The 22,189-nt window shown below is 71.8% G+C and carries 24 protein-coding genes and 1 pseudogene; 12 read left to right on the top strand and 13 right to left on the bottom strand.

Annotated elements, in window-relative coordinates; genetic code table 11:
• Positions 1–10: 10 nt before the first annotated feature.
• The 4 genes from ngcE (at position 11) to FAF44_RS17430 (ending at position 3,870) form a co-directional block, all read left to right on the top strand.
• Positions 11–1,423 (top strand): N-acetylglucosamine/diacetylchitobiose ABC transporter substrate-binding protein, encoded by a 1,413-nt coding sequence (gene ngcE / locus FAF44_RS17445; protein WP_237104227.1) that lies wholly within the window; start codon positions 11–13, stop codon positions 1,421–1,423.
• On the top strand, positions 1,423–2,334 hold the full coding sequence (locus FAF44_RS17440) for a carbohydrate ABC transporter permease (protein ID WP_237104226.1): 912 nt from the start codon (positions 1,423–1,425) through the stop codon (positions 2,332–2,334). Before ngcE ends, FAF44_RS17440 begins: the two co-directional genes overlap by 1 nt.
• On the top strand, positions 2,334–3,251 hold the full coding sequence (locus FAF44_RS17435; RefSeq protein WP_237104225.1) for a carbohydrate ABC transporter permease: 918 nt from the start codon (positions 2,334–2,336) through the stop codon (positions 3,249–3,251). Before FAF44_RS17440 ends, FAF44_RS17435 begins: the two co-directional genes overlap by 1 nt.
• Before the next feature lie 64 nt (positions 3,252–3,315).
• Entirely contained in the window at positions 3,316–3,870 is a 555-nt protein-coding gene (locus FAF44_RS17430; protein WP_237104224.1) for a GNAT family N-acetyltransferase, read from the top strand.
• Positions 3,871–3,895: 25 nt separating this feature from the next.
• Here FAF44_RS17430 and metE read toward each other — a convergent pair whose 3' ends face one another.
• On the bottom strand, positions 3,896–6,076 hold the full coding sequence (gene metE / locus FAF44_RS17425; RefSeq protein WP_237104223.1) for a 5-methyltetrahydropteroyltriglutamate--homocysteine S-methyltransferase: 2,181 nt from the start codon (positions 6,074–6,076) through the stop codon (positions 3,896–3,898).
• Between the two features lie 87 nt (positions 6,077–6,163).
• Between metE and FAF44_RS17420 the strand changes: the two genes are divergently transcribed.
• The gene (locus FAF44_RS17420) at positions 6,164–7,012 is read left to right on the top strand and encodes a LysR family transcriptional regulator (RefSeq protein ID WP_237104222.1); all 849 of its coding nucleotides are present in this window, start codon (positions 6,164–6,166) and stop codon (positions 7,010–7,012) included.
• A 9-nt stretch (positions 7,013–7,021) separates the two neighbouring features.
• Here the strand turns inward: FAF44_RS17420 and FAF44_RS17415 are convergent, their stop codons facing one another.
• From FAF44_RS17415 to FAF44_RS17405, 3 genes are read right to left on the bottom strand one after another with little or no spacing between them, the layout of a single operon-like run.
• Positions 7,022–7,489, bottom strand: coding sequence for an NUDIX hydrolase (locus FAF44_RS17415; RefSeq protein WP_237104221.1), 468 nt, complete (start codon positions 7,487–7,489; stop codon positions 7,022–7,024).
• A gap of 10 nt (positions 7,490–7,499) precedes the next feature.
• Positions 7,500–8,162: a DNA alkylation repair protein gene (locus FAF44_RS17410; protein ID WP_237104220.1), complete on the bottom strand. Its 663-nt coding sequence runs from the start codon at positions 8,160–8,162 to the stop codon at positions 7,500–7,502.
• A 14-nt stretch (positions 8,163–8,176) separates the two neighbouring features.
• Positions 8,177–8,845, bottom strand: coding sequence for a TetR/AcrR family transcriptional regulator (locus FAF44_RS17405; protein ID WP_237104219.1), 669 nt, complete (start codon positions 8,843–8,845; stop codon positions 8,177–8,179).
• Positions 8,846–8,942: 97 nt separating this feature from the next.
• Between FAF44_RS17405 and FAF44_RS17400 the strand changes: the two genes are divergently transcribed.
• From FAF44_RS17400 to FAF44_RS17390, 3 genes are all read left to right on the top strand, one after another.
• Positions 8,943–10,097: an acetyl-CoA C-acetyltransferase gene (locus FAF44_RS17400; protein ID WP_237104218.1), complete on the top strand. Its 1,155-nt coding sequence runs from the start codon at positions 8,943–8,945 to the stop codon at positions 10,095–10,097.
• A gap of 102 nt (positions 10,098–10,199) precedes the next feature.
• Complete coding sequence (locus FAF44_RS17395) at positions 10,200–11,678, top strand: glycoside hydrolase family 3 protein (RefSeq protein ID WP_237104217.1); 1,479 nt, start codon at positions 10,200–10,202, stop codon at positions 11,676–11,678.
• Positions 11,679–11,680: 2 nt separating this feature from the next.
• Positions 11,681–12,352 (top strand): pentapeptide repeat-containing protein, encoded by a 672-nt coding sequence (locus FAF44_RS17390; protein ID WP_237104216.1) that lies wholly within the window; start codon positions 11,681–11,683, stop codon positions 12,350–12,352.
• Positions 12,353–12,359: 7 nt separating this feature from the next.
• Here the strand turns inward: FAF44_RS17390 and FAF44_RS17385 are convergent, their stop codons facing one another.
• Genes FAF44_RS17385 through FAF44_RS17370 form a run of 4 tightly spaced genes read right to left on the bottom strand, consistent with a single transcriptional unit; the run spans position 12,360 to position 15,605 of the window.
• Positions 12,360–13,382 carry a nitronate monooxygenase family protein gene (locus FAF44_RS17385; RefSeq protein WP_237104215.1) on the bottom strand — a complete coding sequence of 341 codons (1,023 nt, stop codon included), beginning with the start codon at positions 13,380–13,382 and terminating at the stop codon, positions 12,360–12,362.
• Entirely contained in the window at positions 13,379–14,119 is a 741-nt protein-coding gene (locus FAF44_RS17380) for a CoA-transferase subunit beta (RefSeq protein WP_237104214.1), read from the bottom strand. Before FAF44_RS17380 ends, FAF44_RS17385 begins: the two co-directional genes overlap by 4 nt.
• Complete coding sequence (locus FAF44_RS17375; protein ID WP_237104213.1) at positions 14,116–14,868, bottom strand: CoA transferase subunit A; 753 nt, start codon at positions 14,866–14,868, stop codon at positions 14,116–14,118. Before FAF44_RS17375 ends, FAF44_RS17380 begins: the two co-directional genes overlap by 4 nt.
• An 11-nt stretch (positions 14,869–14,879) precedes the next feature.
• Positions 14,880–15,605, bottom strand: coding sequence for an enoyl-CoA hydratase family protein (locus tag FAF44_RS17370; RefSeq protein WP_237104212.1), 726 nt, complete (start codon positions 15,603–15,605; stop codon positions 14,880–14,882).
• Between the two features lie 36 nt (positions 15,606–15,641).
• Here FAF44_RS17370 and FAF44_RS17365 point away from each other — a divergent pair.
• From FAF44_RS17365 to FAF44_RS17350, 4 genes and pseudogenes are all read left to right on the top strand, one after another.
• A pseudogene (locus FAF44_RS17365) lies at positions 15,642–16,118 on the top strand (SDR family oxidoreductase); the annotation flags it as partial.
• A gap of 209 nt (positions 16,119–16,327) precedes the next feature.
• Positions 16,328–16,615 (top strand): hypothetical protein, encoded by a 288-nt coding sequence (locus FAF44_RS17360; RefSeq protein ID WP_237104211.1) that lies wholly within the window; start codon positions 16,328–16,330, stop codon positions 16,613–16,615.
• Positions 16,616–16,656: 41 nt separating this feature from the next.
• Positions 16,657–16,905 carry a hypothetical protein gene (locus FAF44_RS17355; RefSeq protein ID WP_237104210.1) on the top strand — a complete coding sequence of 83 codons (249 nt, stop codon included), beginning with the start codon at positions 16,657–16,659 and terminating at the stop codon, positions 16,903–16,905.
• Between the two features lie 118 nt (positions 16,906–17,023).
• Complete coding sequence (locus tag FAF44_RS17350; RefSeq protein ID WP_237104209.1) at positions 17,024–17,836, top strand: RimK family alpha-L-glutamate ligase; 813 nt, start codon at positions 17,024–17,026, stop codon at positions 17,834–17,836.
• A 10-nt stretch (positions 17,837–17,846) separates the two neighbouring features.
• Here FAF44_RS17350 and FAF44_RS17345 read toward each other — a convergent pair whose 3' ends face one another.
• From FAF44_RS17345 to FAF44_RS17325, 5 genes are all read right to left on the bottom strand, one after another.
• Complete coding sequence (locus FAF44_RS17345; RefSeq protein WP_237104208.1) at positions 17,847–18,593, bottom strand: SDR family oxidoreductase; 747 nt, start codon at positions 18,591–18,593, stop codon at positions 17,847–17,849.
• Between the two features lie 41 nt (positions 18,594–18,634).
• A complete protein-coding gene (locus FAF44_RS17340; RefSeq protein WP_237104207.1) occupies positions 18,635–19,930 on the bottom strand; it encodes a DUF2252 domain-containing protein in 1,296 nt (431 codons plus the stop codon).
• Positions 19,931–19,991: 61 nt separating this feature from the next.
• Positions 19,992–21,050 (bottom strand): hypothetical protein, encoded by a 1,059-nt coding sequence (locus FAF44_RS17335; RefSeq protein WP_237104206.1) that lies wholly within the window; start codon positions 21,048–21,050, stop codon positions 19,992–19,994.
• Positions 21,047–21,376 carry a PadR family transcriptional regulator gene (locus FAF44_RS17330; RefSeq protein WP_308193334.1) on the bottom strand — a complete coding sequence of 110 codons (330 nt, stop codon included), beginning with the start codon at positions 21,374–21,376 and terminating at the stop codon, positions 21,047–21,049. The genes FAF44_RS17335 and FAF44_RS17330 overlap by 4 nt, the downstream gene beginning before the upstream one ends.
• Positions 21,377–21,408: 32 nt before the next feature.
• Positions 21,409–22,182 carry an SDR family oxidoreductase gene (locus tag FAF44_RS17325; protein ID WP_237104205.1) on the bottom strand — a complete coding sequence of 258 codons (774 nt, stop codon included), beginning with the start codon at positions 22,180–22,182 and terminating at the stop codon, positions 21,409–21,411.
• Positions 22,183–22,189 lie beyond the last annotated feature (7 nt).

Raw genomic sequence — 22,189 nt, 5'->3', positions numbered from 1 at the left:
AGTAGTCATCATGCCTCACACCCCCCATATCAGCAGGCGCGAACTCCTCCGCGGCGCCGCGCTCGTGCCCGTGGCCGGCGCGCTGGCCGCGTGCGCCACACCGGTGGCCGCGCCCACGTCGTCGGGTTCGGCGGCGCCGGCCGCGACCAGCGCGGCCAACCCGTTCGGCGTGGCGGACGCCAAGCCGCTGGAGGTGTGGATCTTCGATGGCGGCTTCGGCCAGGACTACGCCAAGAACATCCACCAGCCGCTGTTCAAGTCGAAGTACCCGAGCGTCGAGATCAAGCACAACGCCACCAAGGAGATCACCAAGGTCCTGCAGCCGCGCTTCGCCGGCGGCAACCCGCCCGAGGTGATCGACAACTCGGGCGCCAACTTCATGGACTTCGGCGCGCTCTCCCAGGACAGCCAACTCCAGGACCTCACCCCGCTGCTGGACGCGCCGAGCTGGGACGACCCGAACGTCAAGGTCCGCGACACCATCGACCAGTCCGTGATCGACGTCGGCATGTACGACGGCAAGTTCAGCGTGCTCGGCTACGTCAACTACATCCACGGCATCTGGTACTCGCAGAAGGCGTTCCGGGACAACGGCTGGCAGATCCCGAAGACCTGGGACGAGTTCCTCGCGCTGTGCGAGACGATCAAGAAGTCCGGCAAGATGGCGCCGTTCACGTACGCGGGCAAGTTCCCGCAGTACCTGTACGAGCCGCTGCTCACCATGGCGGCGAAGGTCGGCGGCAACGAGGTGCTGGTCAACATCGACAACCTCGAGGACGGCGCCTGGACCACCGACGCCATGAAGACCGCGGCGACCGCCTGGGCCGAGGTCGGCGCGAAGTACCTCATGCAGGGCACGACCGGTCTCGACCACGTGCAGACCCAGACCGCCCAGAACAAGTACAAGGTGGCCATGCTGCCCTCCGGTTCCTGGCTGGAGAACGAGCAGAAGGGCAGCGCCCCGGACGACTTCGAGTACGGCATGTTCCCGATCCCCGACGTCACCGGCTCCGACAAGATGCCGTACGGCACCCTGCACACGCAGCCGGGCGAGAACTTCATCGTCTCCTCCAGGAGCGCCCACCCGCAGGCCGGCCTCGAGTACCTGCGGGCGATGCTGTCGAAGAAGGCGGCCGGCGACTTCAGCGCGATGGTCCGCACGGTGACCGTGGTCAAGGGCGCCACCGAGGGCCGCGACATCTCGCCGGGTGTCACCAGCGCCACCAAGGCGGTCGCCGACGCGGGCGCGAACGCCGTCTACTACCGCTGGTTCAACTGGTACGGGCCGCTCAAGGATGAGGCCGTCGCCGCGACCGGCGAGCTGATGTCGGGCGGGCTGACCCCCGACAAGTACCTCGAACGCATCCAGAAGAAGGCCGACGAGATCAAGGGCGACTCCTCGATCAAGAAGTACCAGCGTTGATGCTCTTCCACCGGTATCGCCGTGGGCTGTTCATCACCTCGTTCCTGGCAGCCCCGGTGATTCTCTACCTGGTGTACGTGATCGCCCCGTACGCCCAGGCGTTCTACATCGCGATGACCGACTGGCGTGGCGTGACGGCCACGCCGCGGTTCATCGGGCTGGAGAACTTCGTCCGGCTTTTCCATGACTCCGTCTTCTGGAAGGCCGTCACGCACAACGCGGCGCTGCTGGTGCTGCTGCCGCTGATCACGATCGTCATCGCGCTGTTCTTCGCCTTCCTGCTGAACGTCGGGGGGCCGCAGGGCGTGACGGGCATCCGCGGGTCCAAGTTCTACCGCGTGGTGTTCTTCTTCCCGCAGGTCCTGGCCGTGGCCGTGGTCGCGGTGCTGTTCCAGCAGGTGTACCGGCCGGACGCGAGCGGCATGCTGAACGGCCCGCTGATGGCGCTCGGGCTCAACCCGGTCGGCTTCCTGTCCGACACCGACGTCGCGTTCTGGTCGGTGCTGGCCGTCATGGTCTGGCAGGCGGTCGGCTTCTACGTCGTGCTGTTCTCCGCCGGGCTGGCCTCGATCCCGAAGGACATGTTCGAGGCCGCCCAGATCGACGGGGCCGGCCGCGTCAGCCTGTTCTTCCGGATCACGCTGCCGCTGCTCTGGGACACCGTCCAGGTCGCCTGGGTGTACCTGGGCATCCTCGCCCTCGACGTCTTCGCGATCGTCTGGGTGATGACCCTGCAGCACGGCGGCCCCGACCGGTCCACCACCGTCATGGCCGCCGAGATCTACCGCAACGCCTTCGAGCACTTCCGCTTCGGCTACGCCTCGGCTCTCGGTGTGGTGATGTTCTTCTTCACCGTCGGCTTCGCGATCCTGTCGCTCCGGCTGTCCCGCCGCGAACGAATCGAGTACTGATGACAACGATGATCTCGTGGACGGCGGCGACCTCCCGGAAGATCGCCCGCGCGGAACGCCGGCGCCGCCTCGGGCCGCTCGGCCTGCTGACGCACCTGGCCCTGCTCATCTGGACGCTGCTCGTGATCATCCCGATCCTGTGGACGTTCCTGGCCTCGGTCAAGAGCGAGGACGAGATCTTCGGCGACGCGTGGTCACTGCCGGCCACGCTGCGCTGGGACAACTTCGCCAGGGCGTGGGAACAGGCGCACATCGGCCAGTACATGCTCAACAGCGTCATCGTCGTGGCGTTCAGCACGTTCGGGACGATGCTCATCGGGTCGATGGCGGCGTACGTGCTGGCCCGCTATCCCTTCCGCGGTAACCGGGCCGTCTACCTGCTGTTCGTCTCCGGCCTGGCCTTCCCCGTCTACCTGGCGCTGACCCCGCTCTTCTTCGTCGTGCAGAACATGGGGACCATCCCGGTGATCGGGCCGTTCATCGGCCTGAACACCCACGCGGGGGTGGTGCTGGTCTACATCGCGTACTCGATGCCCTTCACGATCTTCTTCCTGTCGGCCTTCTTCCGCACGCTGCCCACGGCCGTGGGGGAGGCCGCCATGGTGGACGGCGCCTCCCACACCCGGGTCTTCTTCCAGATCATGCTGCCGATGGCCAAGCCCGGCATCATCAGCATCACGATCTTCAACATCCTGGGCCAGTGGAACCAGTACCAGCTCCCCTTGATCCTGCTCCAGGAACGCGACAAGTGGGTGCTCACCATGGGCATCGCCGACATCTCCACCGCCGCCGGCTACGACCAGGACTGGTCGGCCCTGTTCGCCGCCCTCACCCTGGCCATCCTCCCGATGCTGGTCGTCTACACCGTCTTCCAGCGCCAGATCCAGTCCGGCCTCACCTCGGGAGCCCTGAAATAGCACAGGGCGACCGGGGCGGAAAAGCGTTCGCGGCGACCCCGGCCGATCTGCTTGGCTGCGTGTCATGACAGCGTCGTTCTGGGTGGGGGAGCGGGTCCGGCTGCGCGCGAGGGAGCCCGAGGACTGGGAGGCGTTCTTCGGCTACGACCAGGACTCCGACGCCGTCAGGAACGGCTGGCGGCTCCCGCCGCCGCACTCGGCCGCCTGGACGAAGAAGGAGTTCGCCGAGCAGGCGGAGATGGGGCTCGACCTCGACGAGTTCTTCCTGGTGATCGCCGCCAAGCACGACGACGCCCCGGTCGGCTCGATCAACACCCACGCGGTGGACCGGGTGCACGGCACCTTCTCCTACGGGATCTCCATCGGAACCCCGCACCACCGCCGGGGGTACGCCGGCGAGGCGATCGTCCTGCTGCTGCGCTACATGTTCCACGAGCGTCGTTTCCAGAAGGCCGAGGCGACCGTGTACAGCTCCAACCACGCCTCTCTCGAACTGCACCGGCGGCTCGGGTTCGTGGAGGAGGGCCGCCGGCGCAGGAGCCGTTACGCCAACGGCCGGTACGACGACGAGTTCCTCTTCGGCATGACGGTCGAGGAGTACACCGAGCGGTACGCCTGAGCCCGCCCGGTGCCTCAACCGCCCGTCACGAGCGCAGTTCGGCCCGCAGCCGCCGGGTGGCCGTCACGACGTTCGCCAGCGACGCCTCGACCTCCTCGTACGTCCGCGTCTTCAGCCCGCAGTCCGGGTTGACCCAGACCCGCTCCGCCGGCAGCGCCCGCACCGTCCGGCGCAGCAGTTCCTCGACCTCGTCGGCGGACGGCACCCGGGGCGAGTGGATGTCGTACACCCCCGGCCCCAGCCCGCGCCCGAACGCCGCCACGGCCCCCAGGATCCGCGCCCCCGACCGGGCCGACTCGATGGTGGTGACGTCGGCGTCGAGGCCGTCGATGGCGGCGAGGATCTGGTCGGCGTCCGAATAGCACAGGTGGGTGTGGATCTGGGTGCGCTCACCCGCCCCCGACGTCGCCCGCCGGTAGGCCGCCACCGCCCACTCCAGGTAGTCGGCCTGGGCCGCCCGGCGCAGGGGCAGCAGCTCGCGCAGGGCGGGCTCGTCCACCTGGATGATCGACAGCCCGGCCGCCTCCAGGTCCCGCACCTCCTCCCCGACGGCGTCGGCCACCTGGAGCACGACGTCGCGCAGCGGCAGGTCGTCGCGGACGAACGACCAGGCGACGATCGTGACGGGCCCGGTGAGCATGCCCTTGACCGGCCGCGCGGTCAGCGACTGCGCGTAGGAGGCCCACCGCACCGTGATCGGCCCGGGACGCGCGACGTCGCCGTGCAGGATCGGCGGACGGGTGCAGCGCGACCCGTACGACTGCACCCAGCCGTTCCTGGTGACCGCGAACCCGTCGAGGTGCTCGGCGAAGTACTGCACCATGTCGTTGCGCTCGGGCTCCCCGTGGACGAGCACGTCGAGCCCGAGCCGCTCCTGCGTCCTGATCGCCCGCTCGATCTCGGTCTCGACCCGCCGCTCGTAGTCCGCCTGCGAGAGCGTGCCCGAGGTCACCGCCGCGCGGGCCGCGCGCAGTTCGCCGGTCTGCGGGAACGAGCCGATCGTGGTGGTCGGGAGCGCGGGCAGCCGCAGGTGCCCGGCCTGGGCGGCGGCACGGACGGCGTACGGGGCCCGCTCGCGCACCGCGACCGGCCGCACCTCCGCCGCCGGCTCCCGCCCCGGCACGCCGTCCGGACGGTCGAGATCGCCGGGCCGGTGGACGAGGGCCTCGGCCAGGGCCACCACCTCGACCACCTTCTCCTCCGCGAACGCCAGCCGCCCCCGGAGCCCCGCCTCCAGGTCCGGCTCGTCCGCCACGCTGTAGGGCACGTGCTGCAACGAGCACGAGGTGCTCACCACGACGTCCGCGGCCCGCACGCTCCCGAGCGCGGCCAGCGCCCGCCCGGGAGGGGTCCGCCACACGTCCCGTCCCGAGACCACGCCCGCGACCACGGTCTTCCCGCGCAGATCGGCGGCCGGGAGGCCGCCGCGCACCAGGTCGATCCCGACGGCCTCCACCGGCGTGCCGGCCAGCACCGGCAGTGCCGCCCCGAGGTCGCCGAAGTACGCGGCCACGAACAGTCCGGGCCGCTGCTCGGCCGCGCCCAGCCGCTCGTAGGCCGTCCGCACCGCCGCCAGTTCCTCCGGCGTGCGGTCGCCCACCAGCGCGGGCTCGTCGAACTGCACCCAGGCGACCCCCTCGGCGGCCAGCGCGGACAGCAGTTCCTCGTAGCAGCCGAGCACGTCGTCCAGCCGGTCCAGCGCCGAGCCCAGCAGCAGGAACGTCACCGGCCCCACCACCACCGGCCGGGTCTCGAAGCCCAGCGCCCGCGCCTGGCGCACCTCGTCCAGGGGCTTGCTCGCGTCCAGCGCGAACGTGGTGCCGGGGCCGATCTCGGGCACGATGTAGTGGTAGTTGGTGTCGAACCACTTCGTCATCCGCAGCGGCGCCAGCCCTTCGGTGCCCCGGGCCATCGCCATGTAGGGGTCCGCGGCGTCGCGGTAGCGCTCCGGCACGGCCCCGAGCAGCACGGCGGTGTCCAGCACCTGGTCGTACAGCGAGAAGGTGTTCGACGGCAGCCCGTCGAGCCCGAGTTCGGCCAGCCGCCGCCAGGTGCGTTCGCGCAACTCGGCGCCGACCCGTTCGAGGTCGGCACGGGTCGAGCGCCCGCCCCAGTACGACTCCAGCGCCCGCTTCAGCTCTCGCCGCGGCCCGATGCGCGGGTATCCGAGCACGGTGGACCTGGGGAAGGGGGATCTCGGGGACATCAGGGCGGCTCCTCCGGGGTGCGACACACGACGAATCAGGTGTCAGGCATCCTGCCGAGCACTCCGGACATCGTGCACCATGTATTGATGCTGCTTATGCTCAGGGAGATCCACTGCTTCACGAGGGTGGCGGACCGGCTCAGCTTCTCGGCCGCCGCCGCCGACCTGGGCATGTCCCAGCCCGCCATGAGCCAGGCCATCACCCGGCTCGAACGCGCCACCGGCTCCCGGCTCTTCACGCGCACGGCCCGCGAGGTGCGGCTGACGGCGGAGGGCAAGGCGCTGCTGCCGCACGCGGAGCAGGTGATCGAGTCGATGCGGGCCTTCGACGTGGAAGCGGCCCGGCTGGCCCGGCCGACCATTCACCTGGCTTATCCACCACTCGTCGGAACGCTGGCGGCGCGGATCGTCCGGCGGCTGGCGGGCCGCACTCCGGCGATCGGCGTGGAACTGCGGGCGGCCGGTCGCGGCGCGGCGGCGCGGGCGCTGTCGGACGGCGAGGTTTCAGCGGCGATCCTGGCCACGCCCGCCCCGGCCCGGTTCGTCACGGCGGCCAGGTTCCACGTGACCGTCGATCACCTGGCCGTCCCCGCCGGACACCGGCTGGCCTCGCGCCCGCGGGTGACGGCGGCCGACCTGGGCGGTCAGGTGCTGCTCGCTCCCGGCACCCGGCCCTGGCCGGGGCTGCCCGGCCGGTCCCGCCCGGTGGCCGACGACGACTTCGGCGCCGCGCTCGACCTGGTGGCGGCCGGCGCGGGCCTGCTGCCCATCCCGCACCTCCTGGCCAGGACCGTCCGCCGCGACGACGTGCGCTTCGTGCCGCTCGACGCGGACGGCCTGCGGATCACGTACGCGCTGGCGTGGTCGAGGGAGCACGCCACCCCGGAGCTGATGGCCCTGGTCCAGGCCGTCCAGGACGCCCTGTGGACGAGATGAGCCCCGCGCTCACCACGCGAGCGTGACGGGCCCCGCCTGCCGCACCCCGCTCAGCAGGTCACCCAGCAGCCCGGCCAGCCCCGGCGGGAAGACCCGCTCGGTGGCCGTGTCCAGTTCGGCCACGGTCCACCACCGGTGCCCGAGCCCGTCGTCGCCGCCCTCGGGGACCTCCGCCGTCGGGACCCGGGCGAAGAAGTAGGTGTGCACGGTGTGGAAGCGGCGTCCCCGGATGGACCACTCTCCCGCGTTGACGGCCACCGGCTCGCCCAGGCCGTGGGGCGCGAGGACGACGCCGGTCTCCTCGTGGGCCTCCCGGCAGGCCGCCTGCGCCGCCGACTCGCCGGCCTCGATCCCGCCGCCGGGCAGGTGCCACGCGGGCTCGCGGGGCCAGGGATCGGGCGGGACGAAGCGGAACATCAGCACGCGGTCGGCGGGATCGACGAGGATGACCCGGGCCGTGGGGCGGTTTGTGATCATCTGCCCGAGGTTAGGTGGCCGGCAGGTTCTTCAGTGCCTCGCGGCGGCTCAGCCCCGAGATGCCCTTCGCCTTGACGTACCGGAGCACCTCGCCGGGGCTGGTCTTGGCGTACTCGCGTAACGCCCAGCCGATCGCCTTGCGCGCGAAGAAGTCGTTGTCGGACAGGCTCGGCTCGATGCAGGCGTACAGCAGCGCCGTGTCGGTGCGCGACTTGAACCGGTTCTGGCACAGGATGGCCGTCCGGCGTTTCCACAGGTCGTGGTCGTGCGCCCACTGGAGCATGAGCGGCCGCATGGTGTCGGGGTAGGCGGTCAGCAGCGCGCCGATCCGGTGGGTGGCGATCTCGTCCACCAGGTCCCACCACGCGCCGGAGACGACCATCTCCTCGTACATCGGCAGCGTGTAGAGGGTCTGGAACTCCCGGTAGAGGTGGTAGCCGGACAGGTCGACGGCGGCGTAGCGCTCCTCGCGGTACTCGGCCTCCCGCCACAGCGTCAGCACCGCCCGCCGCCACTCGGGCGCGCCCTCCAGCCGGTGTTCGGCGAAGACCCGCCGCAGCGCGGCCCGTCGCGGCACCGCCTGCACGCCCAGGAACGGCATCGGCGACTTCATGTAGGCGCGCATGGTCTCGGCCTTGCCGGGTTCGGCCGCGTCCTGCAGTGCGATTCGCACCGCCTTGCCGAGGCTCATCCCTTGTGGGTGGTGCGCTCGCCCGTCGCGAGGCCGTCGAAGAGCACCGTGATGTAGTGCTCGGCCAGGGTCGTGGTGTTGAGCCGGCCGCCGGGACGGAACCAGCGCACCGCCACCCAGATCGTGTCGCGGATCATCCGGTACGTCAGCTTCGGGTCGACGTCTTTGCGGAACAGCCCGGCCGCCTGACCGGCCTTGATCTGCGAGACCCAGATCTGCTCGACCTCGTCCTCGGCCTTGACGAGGTAGTTGAAGCGCTCGAACTGGCGCAGGTAGTTCCAGTCGTTCTGCATCACCGTGATCGCGGCGCGGTGCGGCTCCAGCGTGCCGAAGCCGATGCGGACCATCTCCGACAGCACCGTGCGCGGGTCGGCGTCGGTGTCGAGCGCGGCGCGGTAGCGGGCGATCAGGTCGTCGAGGAAGGTGGAGAGCACCTCGTCGACGATCGTCTCCTTGGAGTCGAAGTGGTGGTAGAGGCTGCCGGACAGGATGCCGGCCTCGTCGGCGATCTCGCGTACTGTCGTGGCTTGGAAGCCCTTGCGCGCGAAGAGCTCCGCGGCGAGCTTGACGAGGTGGTCACGGCGCTCAGACGCCGACCCCGACGAGGTCGTGCGCTGGCGCTTCGCCGGGGTGGTGGTCGTGCCGGAGTTCTTTCGCGTGGTCACGTTTCCATTATGAGCCCTCAGACAATCGCTTGTTCGCCCAACCGGCCCAGCTCATACGGCGTTCCCGCCTAGACCAAGCGCTTGCTACGATGCGGAGATGAGAGAGGCGTACATCGTCGGAGCCGTCCGCACGCCCGTCGGGCGCCGGGGCGGCGGCCTGGCCGGAGCCCACCCCGCCGACCTCGGCGCGCACGTGCTCAAGGAGCTGATGTCGCGCACCGGCGCCGACCCCTCCGCCGTCGAGGACGTGATCTTCGGCTGCGTGGACACGATCGGCCCGCAGGCCGGAGACGTCGCCCGCACCTGCTGGCTGGCCGCCGGGCTGCCGGAGGAGGTGCCGGGCGTCACGATCGACCGCCAGTGCGGCTCCGCGCAGCAGGCCCTGCACTTCGCCGCCCAGGCCGTGCTGTCCGGCGTGAACGGCCTGGTGGTGGCCGGGGGAGTGCAGAACATGAGCATGATCCCCATCTCCTCCGCCATGCTGGCGGGCCGCCCGCTCGGGCACGACACGCCCTTCTCTGGCTCCAAGGGCTGGGCCGGGCGGTACGGCACCCAGGAGGTCTCCCAGTTCGCCGGCGCCGAGCTGATCGCCGCCAGGTGGGGCCTGTCCCGGGAGGAGATGGAGGCGTACGCGTACGAGTCGCACCGCAGGGCGCTGCGTGCCGTCGACGCCGGGCGCTTCCGGCCTGAGATCACCCCGTACGAGGGCGTCTCCGAGGACGAGGGCCCGCGCAGGGACACCACCCGGGAGAAGATGGCCGCCCTCAGGCCGCTCACCGAAGGCGGACGGCTGACCGCCGCCCTGGCCTCGCAGATCTCCGACGGAGCCGCCGCCCTGCTGCTCGCCTCCCCCCGGGCGGTGCGCGAGCACGGCCTGACCCCGCGCGCCCGCGTGCACCACCTGTCGGTACGCGGCGACGACCCGATCATGATGCTCTCGGCCCCCATCCCCGCCACCGTGCGCGCGCTCGGCATGACCGGCATGTCCATCGACGACTTCGACGCCGTCGAGATCAACGAGGCGTTCGCCCCGGTCGTCCTGGCCTGGATCAAGGAGACCGGCGCGGACCCGGCCAGGGTCAACCCGAACGGGGGCGCCATCGCCCTCGGCCATCCGCTCGGCGCGACCGGCGCCGTGCTCGCGGTCAAGCTGCTGCACGAGCTGGAGCGGACCGGCGGCAGGTACGGCCTCCAGGTCATGTGCGAGGGGGGCGGGCAGGCGAACGTCACCGTCATCGAACGCCTGGCGTGACCCGCCGTGGCGTACGGTGGGAGGGCTCGTCACGAAGAGGAGCGGGCTGACATCAGAAAATACCCCTAGCAAATAGGAAACTTTCCTATTAGATTGCGGGTCATGCCCCTGAGCGGTGACCTGCTTCGCCTCGCCGACGCCGTCCTCTTGCCCGGCTTCCCCGGGCACGCCCCACCCGACTGGCTGCGCCGCCGGCTCGGCGACGGGCTGGCCGGCGTCGTGCTGTTCTCGCGCAACATCGCCGGCCCCGCCCAGGTGGCCCGGCTCACCGCCGAACTGCGCGCCGAGAACCCGTCGGTGCTGGTCGGCATCGACGAGGAGTCCGGCGAGGTCACCCGGCTGGAGGTGGCGGCCGGCAGCAGCAGGCCCGGCGCGTACGCGCTCGGCGTCGTGGACGACGTCACCCTCACCGAGTCGCTGGCCAGGGACCTCGGCGGTGACCTGGCCAGGGCCGGCATCACGATCGACTTCGCGCCCTCCGCCGACGTGAACTCCAACCCGGACAACCCGGTCATCGGGCTGCGCTCGTTCGGGGCCGACCCGGCGCTGGTCGCCCGGCACACCAGGGCGTTCGTCCGCGGGCTGCAGTCGGCCGGGGTCGCCGCCAGCGCCAAACACTTCCCCGGCCACGGGGACACCTCCGTGGACTCCCACCACGGAGTGCCCGTCGTCGCCGAGAGCGGGATCGAGGACGCGCTGTTCCCGTTCCGCGAGGCGATCGGCGAAGGGGTAAAGGTGATCATGACGGGTCACCTCCTCGTCCCCTCGTACGACGCCGAACGGCCCGCCACGCTCAGCCCCAAGGTCCTCACCGGGCTGCTGCGCGAAGAACTCGGGTTCGACGGGCTGATCATCACTGACGGCATCGAGATGGCCGCGGTGTCGGGGGCGTACGGGATCGGGGGCGCCTCCGCCCGTGCCATCGCCGCCGGCGCCGACGCGATCTGCGTCGGCGGCGAGCGTGCCGACGAGGCCACCGCCGCCGGGATCCGCGACGCGATCGCGGCGGCGGTGACCAAGGGACTGCTGCCCGAGGAGCGCCTGGCCGACGCCGCTCGCCGGGTCCGCGAGCTGGCCACGTGGGCCGCCTCCTCGGGCAGCCCGGCACCCGCCGACGGCGACATCGGCCTGATCGCGGCCCGCCGGGCGATCCGCGTCACCCGCCGCTCCACCACGCCCGTCCTGCCCGTCACGGAGGCGGCGCACGTGGTGGAGCTGGCCCCCGAGATGAACCTGGCCATCGACAGGAACACCCCGTGGGGCGTCGGTGAGCCGCTCGGCCGCCTGCTCCCCGGCACCGAGGTCACCCGCCTGGCCTCCGGGCAGTGCACCGGGCCCGAGCTGGAACGCGTGATCGCCCGCGCCGCCGGACGGCCGCTCGTCGTCGTGGTCAGGGACGTGCACCGGTTCGCCTGGCAGTCACAGGCCCTGCGGCACCTGCTCAGCGCCCGCCCGGACGCCGTGGTCGTCGAGATGGGCCTGCCCGTCCGCTCCGACCTCGGCGCCGTGCACGTCGCCACGTACGGGTCGGCCCGGGTCTGCGGCCAGGCCGCCGCCGAGGTGCTGACCGGTAGGCTCTGAGGGTGAACTTCGACGGCGAGGACCTGTCCCACAAGGCGCTGGGCGACCGGCTGCCGCCGGACGAGACACACGTGTTCCGCGAGTGCGACCTGACGGAGGCCGACCTGTGGGGCGCCCCGCTGGCGGGGGCGCGCTTCGAGTCCTGCGTGCTGGACCGGACCGACTTCCGCAAGGCCGACCTCGACGGGGCGGTCTTCACCGGCGGGGGCGGGATGCGCACGAGGTTCAACGACGCCGACCTCATCGACGCCGTCTTCACCGACGTCGACCTGTCCTCGGCGCAGTTCTCCGGAGCCCTGCTGACCGACGTCTCGTTCGCGGGGTGCCGCATGATCGGCGCGGCCCTCACCGGGTCGCGCGGCACCGGCTTCAAGGTGAGCCGCTCCAACCTCACCCTGGCCAACCTCGGCGGCTGCTCGCTGCGCAAGGAGCACATCGAGGGCGTGCGCTTCGACGACGCCGACCTGTCGGGCTGCGACTTCACCGAGGCCACGCTGAGCGACTGCCGGCTGCGGGGCACCCGGTTGTTGCACACCAAGTTCGCCAAGGCCGACCTGCGCGGGGCCGATCTCGGCGAGCCCGACGACGACAAGCTGCGGGCCTTCGCGGGGGCGATCATCACCCAGGCGCAGGCCAACGCCATCCTCGGCGCCCGGGGCATCACCGTCCTGTAGCCCCGGTTCAGCGCAGGCGGGCGAGGGTCGTCTCGGCCTCCGCCATGATGCGCTCGATCAGCTCCCGGCACGACGGCAGGTCGTCGATCACCCCCACCACCTGGCCCGAGGCCAGCACCCCCAGATCCGCCCGGCCCTCCACCATGGCCGCCCGCAGCAGCACGGGCGTGTTCGCCGCCTGGAGCACCTGCGCCCAGGTCAGCTCCCGGCCCTGCCGCATGCGCCGCCCCTCGCGGAGCATCGAGCGCCACGACAGCCCCGACAGGCGCTGGAAGCGGGCCCCGTTCAGCACCGCCCTGGCCAGCCGCGAGCGTTCCAGCGAGGCCACGAACGGCGTGTTCAGCACCCGGTGCGGCACCCCGTCCACGTTCCGCGTCACCACCGTCTCCCTGGCCGCCAGGTAGACCTTCTTCACCTCGTCGGGCACCGGGGAGTCGCTGGTCAGCAGGAACCGGGTGCCCATGGCGATCCCGCAGGCCCCGTACGCCAGCGCCGCCACCAGTCCCCGCCCGTCGAAGAAGCCGCCGGCCGCGATCACCGGGATCTCCACCGCGTCCACGACCTGCGGCAGCAGCAGCGTGGTCGCCAGCGGGCCGGTGTGCCCGCCCCCCTCGCCGCCCTGGACGATCACCGCGTCCGCGCCCCAGCCGGCCACCTTCTCGGCGTGCCGCCGCGCCCCCACAGACGGGATCACCACCACGCCGGCGTCCTTGAGCCGGGCGATCAGCTCCCGGCGCGGCGCCAGCGCGAACGACGCCACCCGCACGCCCTCCTCGACCAGCACCGTCACCCGCTCGGCCGCGTCGTCGGCGTCGGCCCGCAGGTTCACGCCGAACGGCGCGTCCGTCCGCTCCTTGACCCGCCTGATCGCCGCGCGCATCTCGGCCGCCGACAGGGTGGCCGCGCCGATCACGCCCAGCCCGCCCGCGATCGAGGTGGCGGCGGCCAGCCGGGCGCCCGCGACGTACCCCATGCCGGTCTGCACGATCGGATGCCGGCAGCCGACGAGCGCGGTCAGCGCCGTCCTCACGCGGCCACCTCGCCGTCGCGCAGGCGACCGGGGTCGAGACGGTCCAGGACGCGCGACTCCTCGCCGGTCGGCATCCGCGTCGTGGGGACCTGCCCGGAGACGCCGCCGAGCTCGAAGCCCGTGGCCGCCACCACGTCGGCCACACTCACCCCGGGATGCACGGACACCAGCCGCATCGACCCGTCGGCCGTCCCGAAGTCCAGCACCGCCAGGTCCGTCACCACCCGCCGCAGCTCGTACGCCCCCCGATCGGTCCCGATCCCGCTGACCATGTCCACCCGGGGGACGAACGTCCGCGTCGAGTGCCGGGGGATCCAGTAGCTCGTGGGATCGCACCGGGTGTTCCCCGGCGCGCCGCGCACCCCCAGCAACTGCGCCTTGGGCCGGGCCCAGTCGCCGATGCAGGAGATGTTCGTGTTGCCGTACCGGTCGATCTGGCCGGCGCCGAGCATCACGTGCCGCCGCCCGTTCAGCACCAGCCACAGGTGCTCGCGGAACGGCAGCCATCCCTCCACCACCCCGGGCGCCTCCCCGAGCGCGGGCACGTCGCCGGTGAGCAGGCAGACGCCGTCGCTGGTGAGCAGGTCCGGCTCGAACGTCAGCCGCGCCAGCCGCGCCGCCAGCACCGTGATCGCCCCGCCGATGCCCGCCGCGAGGATCTCCCCGTCGCCCCTGAACGCCTCCGCGCAGGCCACCACGCAGACGTCGGCCCGGCTCGTTCCCGTCTGCGGGGTCATCGGGCCTGCTCCACGTACCGCCGCTGGGCCGCCTCGTCGCGACCGTAGTCGGGCTCGCAGGAGGTGAACCCGGCGCCGCCCGGCGCCTCCACCACGCCCGCCACCATCGACCGGCTGATCAGCAACGACTGCACAGGCCCCTCCTTGCGCAGGTCCGCCGTGTCCACCACCCGCTCGCACGAGACGTAGCAGCGCCCGGCCGCCTTCGCGAAGAGGTCGTCGAAGTACGGATCGGGCCCCAGGTACTGGGCGTTGCCCCGGGAGTCGGCCCGGTTGAGGTGCACGAGCGCCACGTCCAGGGTCAGCGCGGGCACCGCCAGCAGCTCCTCCCCGTCCTCGTACGGCGAGCGCACCGTCCGCAGCCCCGGGTTGACCCGCGGCACGTCCGAGCCCAGCCCCGCCCGCGTCGGCAGGAACGGCAGCCGGTGCGCCGCGGCCAGCAGCCCGAACATGAACATGCCCTCGTCGTACTCCGTGAACTCGATCTCCCCGGCCTGCCTGGCTCGCCGGAAGTGCGGCTCCAGCGGGATGGAGTCGAGCGTGACGAACGGGGCCACGACCCTGCGCACCTTCCCGGCCGCGCACAGCAGGCCCACGTCGGGGCCGCCGTAGGAGACGATCGTGAGTTCCCGCGCCGGGGCCCGGACCAGGGCCTCGACCAGGGCCATCGGCTTGCGGCGCGAGCCCCAGCCGCCGACGCCGACCGTCATCCCGCTCTGCACCGTCGCGGCCACCTGCTCGGCCGTCATCACCTTGCCCACTAGAAGCGCTCCCGGTGCCGGTCGCCGATGCCCATGAGGTTCAGCTCGAAGGTGAAGCCCTGCTCGAAGCGGTAACTGCGCCTGACGTCCACCGGGTCGATGCCGTTGAGCGACTCCTTGGCCCGGCGGATCACGTACGGGTCCTTGTCCGCGATCTGCTCCGCCACCTCCATGGCCGCCTCCCGCAGCCTGCCGGACGGCACCACCTCCAGCACCGAGCCGAACGCGCGCAACTCGGCCGCGGTGACGTTCCGGCACGTGTACACCATGGCCCGGACGAGCTGCGGCGGCACCAGCCGGGCCAGGTGGGTGGCCGCGCCGAGCGCGCCCCGGTCCACCTCGGGCAGCCCGAAGTAGGCGTCCTCGCCGGCCACCACGATGTCCGCGGTCCCGGCCAGGCCGACGCCGCCGCCCAGGCAGAAGCCGTGCACGGCCGCGATCACCGGGACCGCGCACTCGTACACGGCGGCGAACGCCTCGTGGCAGGCCCGGTTGACGCCGACCAGGGCGGCGAAGCCCTCGGCGTCGCGCAGTTCCTTGATGTCCACCCCGGCGTTGAACCCGCGCCCCTCGGCCCGCAGCACGACCACCCTGGTCGCGGGATCGTCCCCGGCCGCCCTGACGGCCCGCGCCAGCTCCTCCCAGCCCCGCACCGGCAGCGCGTTGACCGGTGGCACGTCCACGACCACCTCGGCGATCGGCCCGTCCCGCAGTGAGATCCCCAATGTACCTCCCTAACGCTTGCTTGGTACGGCGCCGGCGGCTCGCCGCCCGCCCCGCTCGAAGGCACCTCGCCGCGCCTGCACGCCCGCGTCATCGAGCTCAACCTGACGGCCCCGCTGCTGGTCGCGCAGCGCGCCCACCCGCTGCTCGCCGCCGTGGGCGGGGCCGTGGTGATGATCGGCAGCGTCAGCGGCGCCCGGCCCTCACCCGGTACCTCCGCCTACGGCGCCGCCAAGGCCGGGCTGCACCACCTGGCCCGCTGCCTGGCCGCGGAATGGGCCCCGCGGGTGCGGGTCAACACGGTCGTCGTCGGCCTGGCCGCCACCGAGGAGACGTCCGGCCACTACGGCGGACGCTCCGAACTGGGCGGCGACGCCATCCCGGCCGGCCGCATGGCCACGCCCGCCGACGTCGCCCTGGCCTGCCTGTGGCTGGCCGCGCCCGGCTACGTGACCGGCGCCGAGGTGCGGGTGGACGGCGGCGGCGAGATCCCGGCCTGGCGCCACCTGATCTGAGCGCCGCCCGGGTCGGGAAACCGTGACCGGGGGTGTCTGCTCTGTGCAAAGATTCGACTACCCGACGCTACCAAATGATCACACTAGGTTATATGCTCGCACTGGTCTTGATCCCTAGCGGTCAAGTCCGGTCAAAGGGGCGGTGATGCGTTCACGGGCCCGGCGTCACGCCGTCCCCGGAAGGTTTCCCCACAGGCGAAGGAGCAGAAGTGATCAGAAAGGTGTGCGCCGCCGCGGCCGTGCTGGCGGCGGTGGCCGGCGGCGCACTGCTTGCGGTTCCCGCTCACGCCGACGACGACTGGGCCGGTCCTCTGGGGGGCGGCAACTGGTCCGCCAACCGCAGCGGCAACCTCGACTCGTCCCAGTCAGGGAACAACTTCGGCGACGTCCTGTCGAGCAACCGCGGCAAGGACTTCGCGACCAACGTCAACAACGTCAACGGCATCGCCACGACGGCCACCAACGGTGGCATCGCGGTGACCTACATCTTCTACTGACCGGCTGACGTCCGAAAAGCAGCACTCGAAAGGACATCGACATGATGAAGAAGCTCTGCATGACCGGCATCGTCGCGGCGGCCGCGGGCGTGACCCTGCTGTCGGCCCCCGCCTACGCCGACGTCAACGCCGGTAACTCCAGCTCCAACCACCACTCCTCGCAGTCGGGCAACAACTTCGGCAACGTCTTCAACTCCAACGTCGGCGGCACCGGTGCGACCAGCATCAACAACGTCAACGGCAACACCGTGACGGGCACCAACGGCAGCGGCGTGGGTGTCGACGACTAGGCACGACTGATCGAGCGGTGGCCGCGCCACGCGACGCCAGAACGCAGCGCGGTCGTTGACGAATGACGTGCGGGTCGGGCCCGAAATGGCCCGGCCCGCGCCGTATTAGCATCCACGTGTGACTATCTGCGCCTATGTAACATTCGCCAACCCGAGCACGGACGACGAGCGCGAGCCGGTCCTCGCCGCCTGGCGGGCGGCGGGCATCGAGGGGCGCGTCGAGCGCTGGGACGATCCCGGCGTCGACTGGAGCGCCTACGACGCCGTGGTGGTCCGCTCCGTCTGGGACTACATCCTCAGGCGGGAGGAGTTCCTCGCGTGGGCGCGCGCGGTGGAGGCGGTCACCCGGCTGCTCAACCCGTACGCCGTCCTCGAGGCCAACACCGACAAGACCTACCTGCGTGACCTGGGCCTGCCGGTCGTGCCCACGCACTGGTCGTCGCACGACCTGCCCGACTGGCCCGACTACGTCGTCAAGCCGTCCGTCTCCGGAGGCGCCCGCGACACCACCAGGACCGCCGACCGCGCGCAGGCCGCGCGCCTGGCGGCGGCGCTGGAGGCCGAGGGGCGCACCCCGATGGTGCAGCCGTACCTCGACATGGTCGAGTCGGAGGGCGAGACCTCGCTCCTGTACTTCAACGGCCGTCTCAGTCACGCCGTCCGCCGCAGCCCCATGCTCGCCACGGGGGCCACGCCGGACGACAACGCGCGGGCACAGCTCCGCACCCCAGCCCCGGACCAGGTCGAACTCGCCGAGAAGGTGCTCACCGCCGTACCCCATGCCCTTCTCTACGCCAGGATCGACCTGGTCCGGTTGCCCGGCGGGGCTCCCGCGGTCATCGAGGTGGAGCTGACCGAGCCGTACCTCTACCTGGGCCACGAGCCGTCGGCGGCGGGCCGTTTCGCCGCGGCGCTGCTCGAACTGCTCTGATCGGGGCCGATCAGCAGGTGATCCCGCCGTCCACCGGGATGACCGTGCCCGTCAGGTACGCCCCCGCCCGCGACGACAGGAAGATCGCCGTGCCCGCCACGTCCTCGGGACGCCCGATGCGGCCCAGGGGCACGTTCGAGGCGACGATCTCCCGGGTGGCGGGGTCGTCGAGCGCGAACGCCATCATCTTCGACTCGAAGGGCCCGGGGGCGATGGCGTTGACCGTGATGTGCTCCCCCGCCAGCCGCCTGGCCAGATGCCGGGTCAGCATGTGCACGGCGGACTTCGTCGAGGAGTAGGCGAAGCTCTCCAGCGCGGGCACCCGGATGCCGTCCACCGAGCCGACGTTGATCACCCGGGCCGGGTCGTCGGCGCCGGCCGCCTCCCGCAGGCGCGGCAGGAACCGCTGGGTCAGGTAGAAGACGCCCTTCACGTTGATGTTCCACAGCTTGTCGAAGGCGTGCTCGGGATACTCCTCCAGCGGGGCGCCCCAGGTCGCGCCGGCGTTGTTCACCAGCACGTGCAGCGGCCCGTCCACCGCCGACACGAGCGCGTCCAGCCCCTCGGGCGTGGACAGGTCGGCGGGGACGGCGAAGCAGCCCAGCTCGGCGGCCGTCTTCTCGACCTCGGCCGTCTTGCGGGCGGAGATGTAGACGGTCGCCCCCGCCGCCACGAAACCGGCGGCGATCATGCGTCCGATGCCGCGCGACCCGCCCGTGACGACGACGGTCTTGCCTTCCACTGAGAACAGAGTCATGTTCTGGGAGCATGCCATACCGACTGGTCGGTCGCCATCTTTCAGGCTCCGGGGAGCCGCCCGTTGCGGAAGAGGTCGACGAAGTGCTGGTGGTCGCCGCGGGCCTGCGCGCCGTACCGGTGGGCGAAGTCCACCAGCATCGCGACGAACCCCGACCGGTCGTCGCCGATCGCCGCCACGATCGCCTCCTCGGTGGAGAAGTCCACCAGGTCGTGGCTGGACTCGTCGTCGGCCACCGCGTGCATGCGCGCCACCGCCCGCCCCAGGTCCTGGATGATCGAGCGCAGCTCGTCCGGCTCGTTGACGTCGTCCCAGTCCAGGTCCGAGCAGTACGGCGACACCTCGGCCACGAGCTGGCCCACCCCGCCGAGGCTGGTGTAGCCCAGCCAGGGATCGGCGTAGGCCTGCAACGCGCGCTGCGACTCGGCCGTGCGGTGCCCCTGGTGCAGGAAGTAGGAGGCCACCTTCTCGTCGGTGACGTGCCGCGCCACCGCCGGCACCGCCGCCTGCTTCATGTACAGCACGACGTCGTTCTCCAGCGCCTGCGAGCGCCCTTCGAGCAGCAGGTTGTACGAAGGCAGCCCCGCCGAGCCGATCCCCACGCCCTTGCGCAGCGCCACGTCCTTGATGACGTGCTCGGCCGGGCCGACCGGCACGGGCAGCGTGGTCAGGTAGTCGGCGAAGGCGTCCGTCACGGCCCGCCTGGTCGTCTCGTCCACCGGCTCGCGCCCCTCCACGAGCGCGAAGCGCCGGTCGTAGTCGTCGATCACCGTCTCGGCGTCCAGCAGCGCCACGCGGGTGCTGAGCCGGGCACGCTGCAACACCCGGCGCAGCACGCCCGAGGTGGTGCCGAGGGTGAGCGAGCCGATCGCGTCGTCCCCGCCGGCCGCGATCGCGGCCAGCTCCACCAGGTACGCGCCGGCGAAGTCGGTCACGAGGACGCTGATCGAGTCGTCCGACAGCGCCTTGGCGTACCCGATCAGAGCCACGCTGGCCGCGAACCGCTTGAGGTCCCAGACGTACGGCCCCACGTACGCCTCGTCGAAGTCGTTGACGTTGAAGACCAGCACGCCGGAGGCGTTCATGTACGTGCCGAAGTTCTCCGCGTGCAGGTCACCGTGGATCCACACCCTGCTGGTCGGCCCGTCGAGGTAGGACTCGTCGGCGTACCCGCCGGCCATGTCCGCGTAGAACAGGCAGGCGCTGCCCCGGTAGAAGGCGAACGGCGAGGCCGCCATCTTCCGGAACTTCCGCCTGAACGCCGCGGGGTCTCGCTTGATCGACTCGCCGAACTCCGTCATGAGGACATCGAGCAGGAAGGAAGAGCGTGTGCCCATGGTGTGGACACTAGATCCCTGACCCCCCGCCGCCTACCCTGATCTTTCCCTGACCTGGCGATCAGGGCTGAGGCGCCGGGCTCGGCAGTCTGCGTGCCCCGGCCCAGGCGAGCGGGACGGCCAGGGCCCACAGCAGCGCGCACTGGGCGCAGGCCGTCGCCCACATGGGGCCGTCGGGCAGGCCGCCGAGCCCCGTCAGGCGGACCATCAGCAGGAGCAGCCCGGTGGCCGACATCGCCAGCGCCCACGACGGCGTGGCCGGGCGGGTGAGCACCACCACGGCGCCCGCCGCCCACACCGGGATCGCGGTGCCGAGGTCCAGCCACAGGTACAGCCAGCCGGCGTCCGGCAGCCGCAGCGCGAGCAGCAGCCACATGCCGCCCAGCACGGCCAGGCCCGCGGCCGCGGGCGCCAGCGCGAGCGCCCACGGGCGGCGGCGCGGCGCGACGTCGCCGTGGAAGCCCAGCAGCAGCGCGAGCACCGGCACCACCGTGAACACCAGGGTGGCGGGCTCCGACAGCGGCCGGTCGGTCACCGGCCCGGCCAGGATCATCGGGATCAGCGTGTAGACCAGCGTGGGAGCGGCGCCGACGACGGCCGTGACCTTGGCCGTGCGCACGTGACCGCGTATGATCGCCACGAACGCGACCGTCGAGCAGAGGGCCGACACCGAGACGACGACGGCCACCAGCCGCTCGAAGGAGCCGGGCGCGCCGGCGTAGCTCTGCTCCGCCCCGAACACCAGCGTGCGCAGCAGCTCCACCCCCGTGTAGAGGCCGCCCATGGCTTGGTGGGCCAGCCCCAGCAGGGCGACGAGCCGGACGGTCTCGCCCCAGGCGAACAGGTGCGGCGGCGCGCCCGTGCCGCCCAGCCGCGACCGCACGGCCAGGGCCAGCACGCTGGCGATCTCACCCCATCGGGGCCGCGGGCTCAGCTCGTCGGGCACGTCGCCGGACATCTCCATGAACGCGTCCACCATCTCCTCCTCGCGTTCGGCGCGGTAGGAGGCGGGCAGCAGGCGCAGGACGGAGCGGTAACGCCGTTCGAGCAGGCTCATCCGGCCCTTCGGCCCGTCTCCGGGCGCTCCCGGGCGGCCCAGGCTGTGCGCGGACGGGCTCATGCGGCGCCTCCCGCGGTTCTGGCGCGCAGGCGGGCGGTGGCGGCCTCGGCGGTGGCGGCCATCCTGGCGGCCTCCTCCTGGAGCGCGCGGGCGCCCTCGTCGGTCAGGCGGTAGTAGCGGCGCAGCCGCCCCTGCCGGGCCTCCTCGCGGTCGAGCGCCACCAGGCCGGCCGCGGCGAGCCGGTCGAGCACGCCGTACAGCGTGCCGATCTTGAGCTGGACGCGGCCCTCCGACAGGCGATCGACCTCCTGGACGATCCCGTAGCCGTGCCGGGGCTCGTCGACCAGCGCGGTCAGCGCCAGGAACATCGGCTCCGTCATGTTCATGAGCCCACGATATCCTGTCTCGCAAGATATCGTCACGGGTGCTGCGACGAGACCGACACCACCTCACCCGTCATGTACGAGGAGTAGTCGCTGGCCAGGAAGACGATCACGTTCGCCACCTCCCACGGCTCGGCCGAGCGCCCGAACGCCTCCTTGGCCGTCAGCTCCGCCAGCAGTTCCTCGCTGGTCACCTTCGCCAGGAACGGATGCACGGCCAGCGACGGCGCCACCGCGTTGACCCGGACCCCGTGCGGGGCCGCCTCCAGCGCCACGCACCTGGTCAGGGCCATCACCCCGGCCTTAGCCGCCGCGTAGTGCGCCTGCCCCCGCTGGGCCCGCCAGCCGACCACGGAGGCGTTGTTGACGATGACGCCGGAGCCCTGGGCGATCATGCGGCGCAGCGCGGCCCTGGTGCAGCGCATGGTGCCGGTCAGGGTGACGTCCACGACCGCGTGCCACTGCTCGTCGGACATCTCGGCGAGCGCCGTCGTGCCGCCCAGCCCGGCGTTGTTGACGACCACGTCCAGCCGTCCGTGCGTGTCCGCCACGGCGTCGAACAGCGCCCGCACCTGCTCCTCGGAGGTCACGTCGCACGGGACGGCGAGCGGCTTGACACCGGTGAGCTCGCTCAGCGCCTCGGCGGCGGCGCTCAGCCGGCGCTCGTGCCGGTCCGAGACGACGATCGTGGCGCCCTCCTCGGCGCAGCGCCGGGCCGTGGCGTAGCCGATGCCGGCTCCGGCCGCGGCCGTGACCAGCGTGACCTTGCCGTCGAGCAGGCCGTGCGCCTTCGGGTAGGACGGTGCCATCGGGCGG

This window comes from Nonomuraea sp. MG754425, from assembly GCF_021699195.1.
Classification (GTDB): Bacteria; Actinomycetota; Actinomycetes; order Streptosporangiales; family Streptosporangiaceae; genus Nonomuraea.
This window is presented reverse-complemented; position numbering and strand designations above follow the sequence as displayed.

What these genes read in the sequence shown, in the direction of transcription:
- FAF44_RS17435 (WP_237104225.1), top strand. Translation starts at nt 2,334, where the DNA reads ATGACAACGATGATCTCGTGGACGGCGGCGACCTCCCGGAAGATCGCC.
- metE (WP_237104223.1), bottom strand. Translation starts at nt 6,076, where the DNA reads ATGTCCCCGAGATCCCCCTTCCCCAGGTCCACCGTGCTCGGATACCCG.
- FAF44_RS17420 (WP_237104222.1), top strand. Translation starts at nt 6,164, where the DNA reads ATGCTGCTTATGCTCAGGGAGATCCACTGCTTCACGAGGGTGGCGGAC.
- FAF44_RS17335 (WP_237104206.1), bottom strand. Translation starts at nt 21,050, where the DNA reads ATGAGCCCGTCCGCGCACAGCCTGGGCCGCCCGGGAGCGCCCGGAGAC.
- FAF44_RS17400 (WP_237104218.1), top strand. Translation starts at nt 8,943, where the DNA reads ATGAGAGAGGCGTACATCGTCGGAGCCGTCCGCACGCCCGTCGGGCGC.
- FAF44_RS17375 (WP_237104213.1), bottom strand. Translation starts at nt 14,868, where the DNA reads ATGACGGCCGAGCAGGTGGCCGCGACGGTGCAGAGCGGGATGACGGTC.
- FAF44_RS17415 (WP_237104221.1), bottom strand. Translation starts at nt 7,489, where the DNA reads ATGATCACAAACCGCCCCACGGCCCGGGTCATCCTCGTCGATCCCGCC.
- FAF44_RS17380 (WP_237104214.1), bottom strand. Translation starts at nt 14,119, where the DNA reads ATGACCCCGCAGACGGGAACGAGCCGGGCCGACGTCTGCGTGGTGGCC.
- FAF44_RS17345 (WP_237104208.1), bottom strand. Translation starts at nt 18,593, where the DNA reads ATGACTCTGTTCTCAGTGGAAGGCAAGACCGTCGTCGTCACGGGCGGG.
- FAF44_RS17395 (WP_237104217.1), top strand. Translation starts at nt 10,200, where the DNA reads ATGCCCCTGAGCGGTGACCTGCTTCGCCTCGCCGACGCCGTCCTCTTG.
- FAF44_RS17325 (WP_237104205.1), bottom strand. Translation starts at nt 22,182, where the DNA reads ATGGCACCGTCCTACCCGAAGGCGCACGGCCTGCTCGACGGCAAGGTC.
- ngcE (WP_237104227.1), top strand. Translation starts at nt 11, where the DNA reads ATGCCTCACACCCCCCATATCAGCAGGCGCGAACTCCTCCGCGGCGCC.
- FAF44_RS17330 (WP_308193334.1), bottom strand. Translation starts at nt 21,376, where the DNA reads ATGAACATGACGGAGCCGATGTTCCTGGCGCTGACCGCGCTGGTCGAC.
- FAF44_RS17340 (WP_237104207.1), bottom strand. Translation starts at nt 19,930, where the DNA reads ATGGGCACACGCTCTTCCTTCCTGCTCGATGTCCTCATGACGGAGTTC.
- FAF44_RS17440 (WP_237104226.1), top strand. Translation starts at nt 1,423, where the DNA reads ATGCTCTTCCACCGGTATCGCCGTGGGCTGTTCATCACCTCGTTCCTG.
- FAF44_RS17430 (WP_237104224.1), top strand. Translation starts at nt 3,316, where the DNA reads ATGACAGCGTCGTTCTGGGTGGGGGAGCGGGTCCGGCTGCGCGCGAGG.
- FAF44_RS17355 (WP_237104210.1), top strand. Translation starts at nt 16,657, where the DNA reads ATGATGAAGAAGCTCTGCATGACCGGCATCGTCGCGGCGGCCGCGGGC.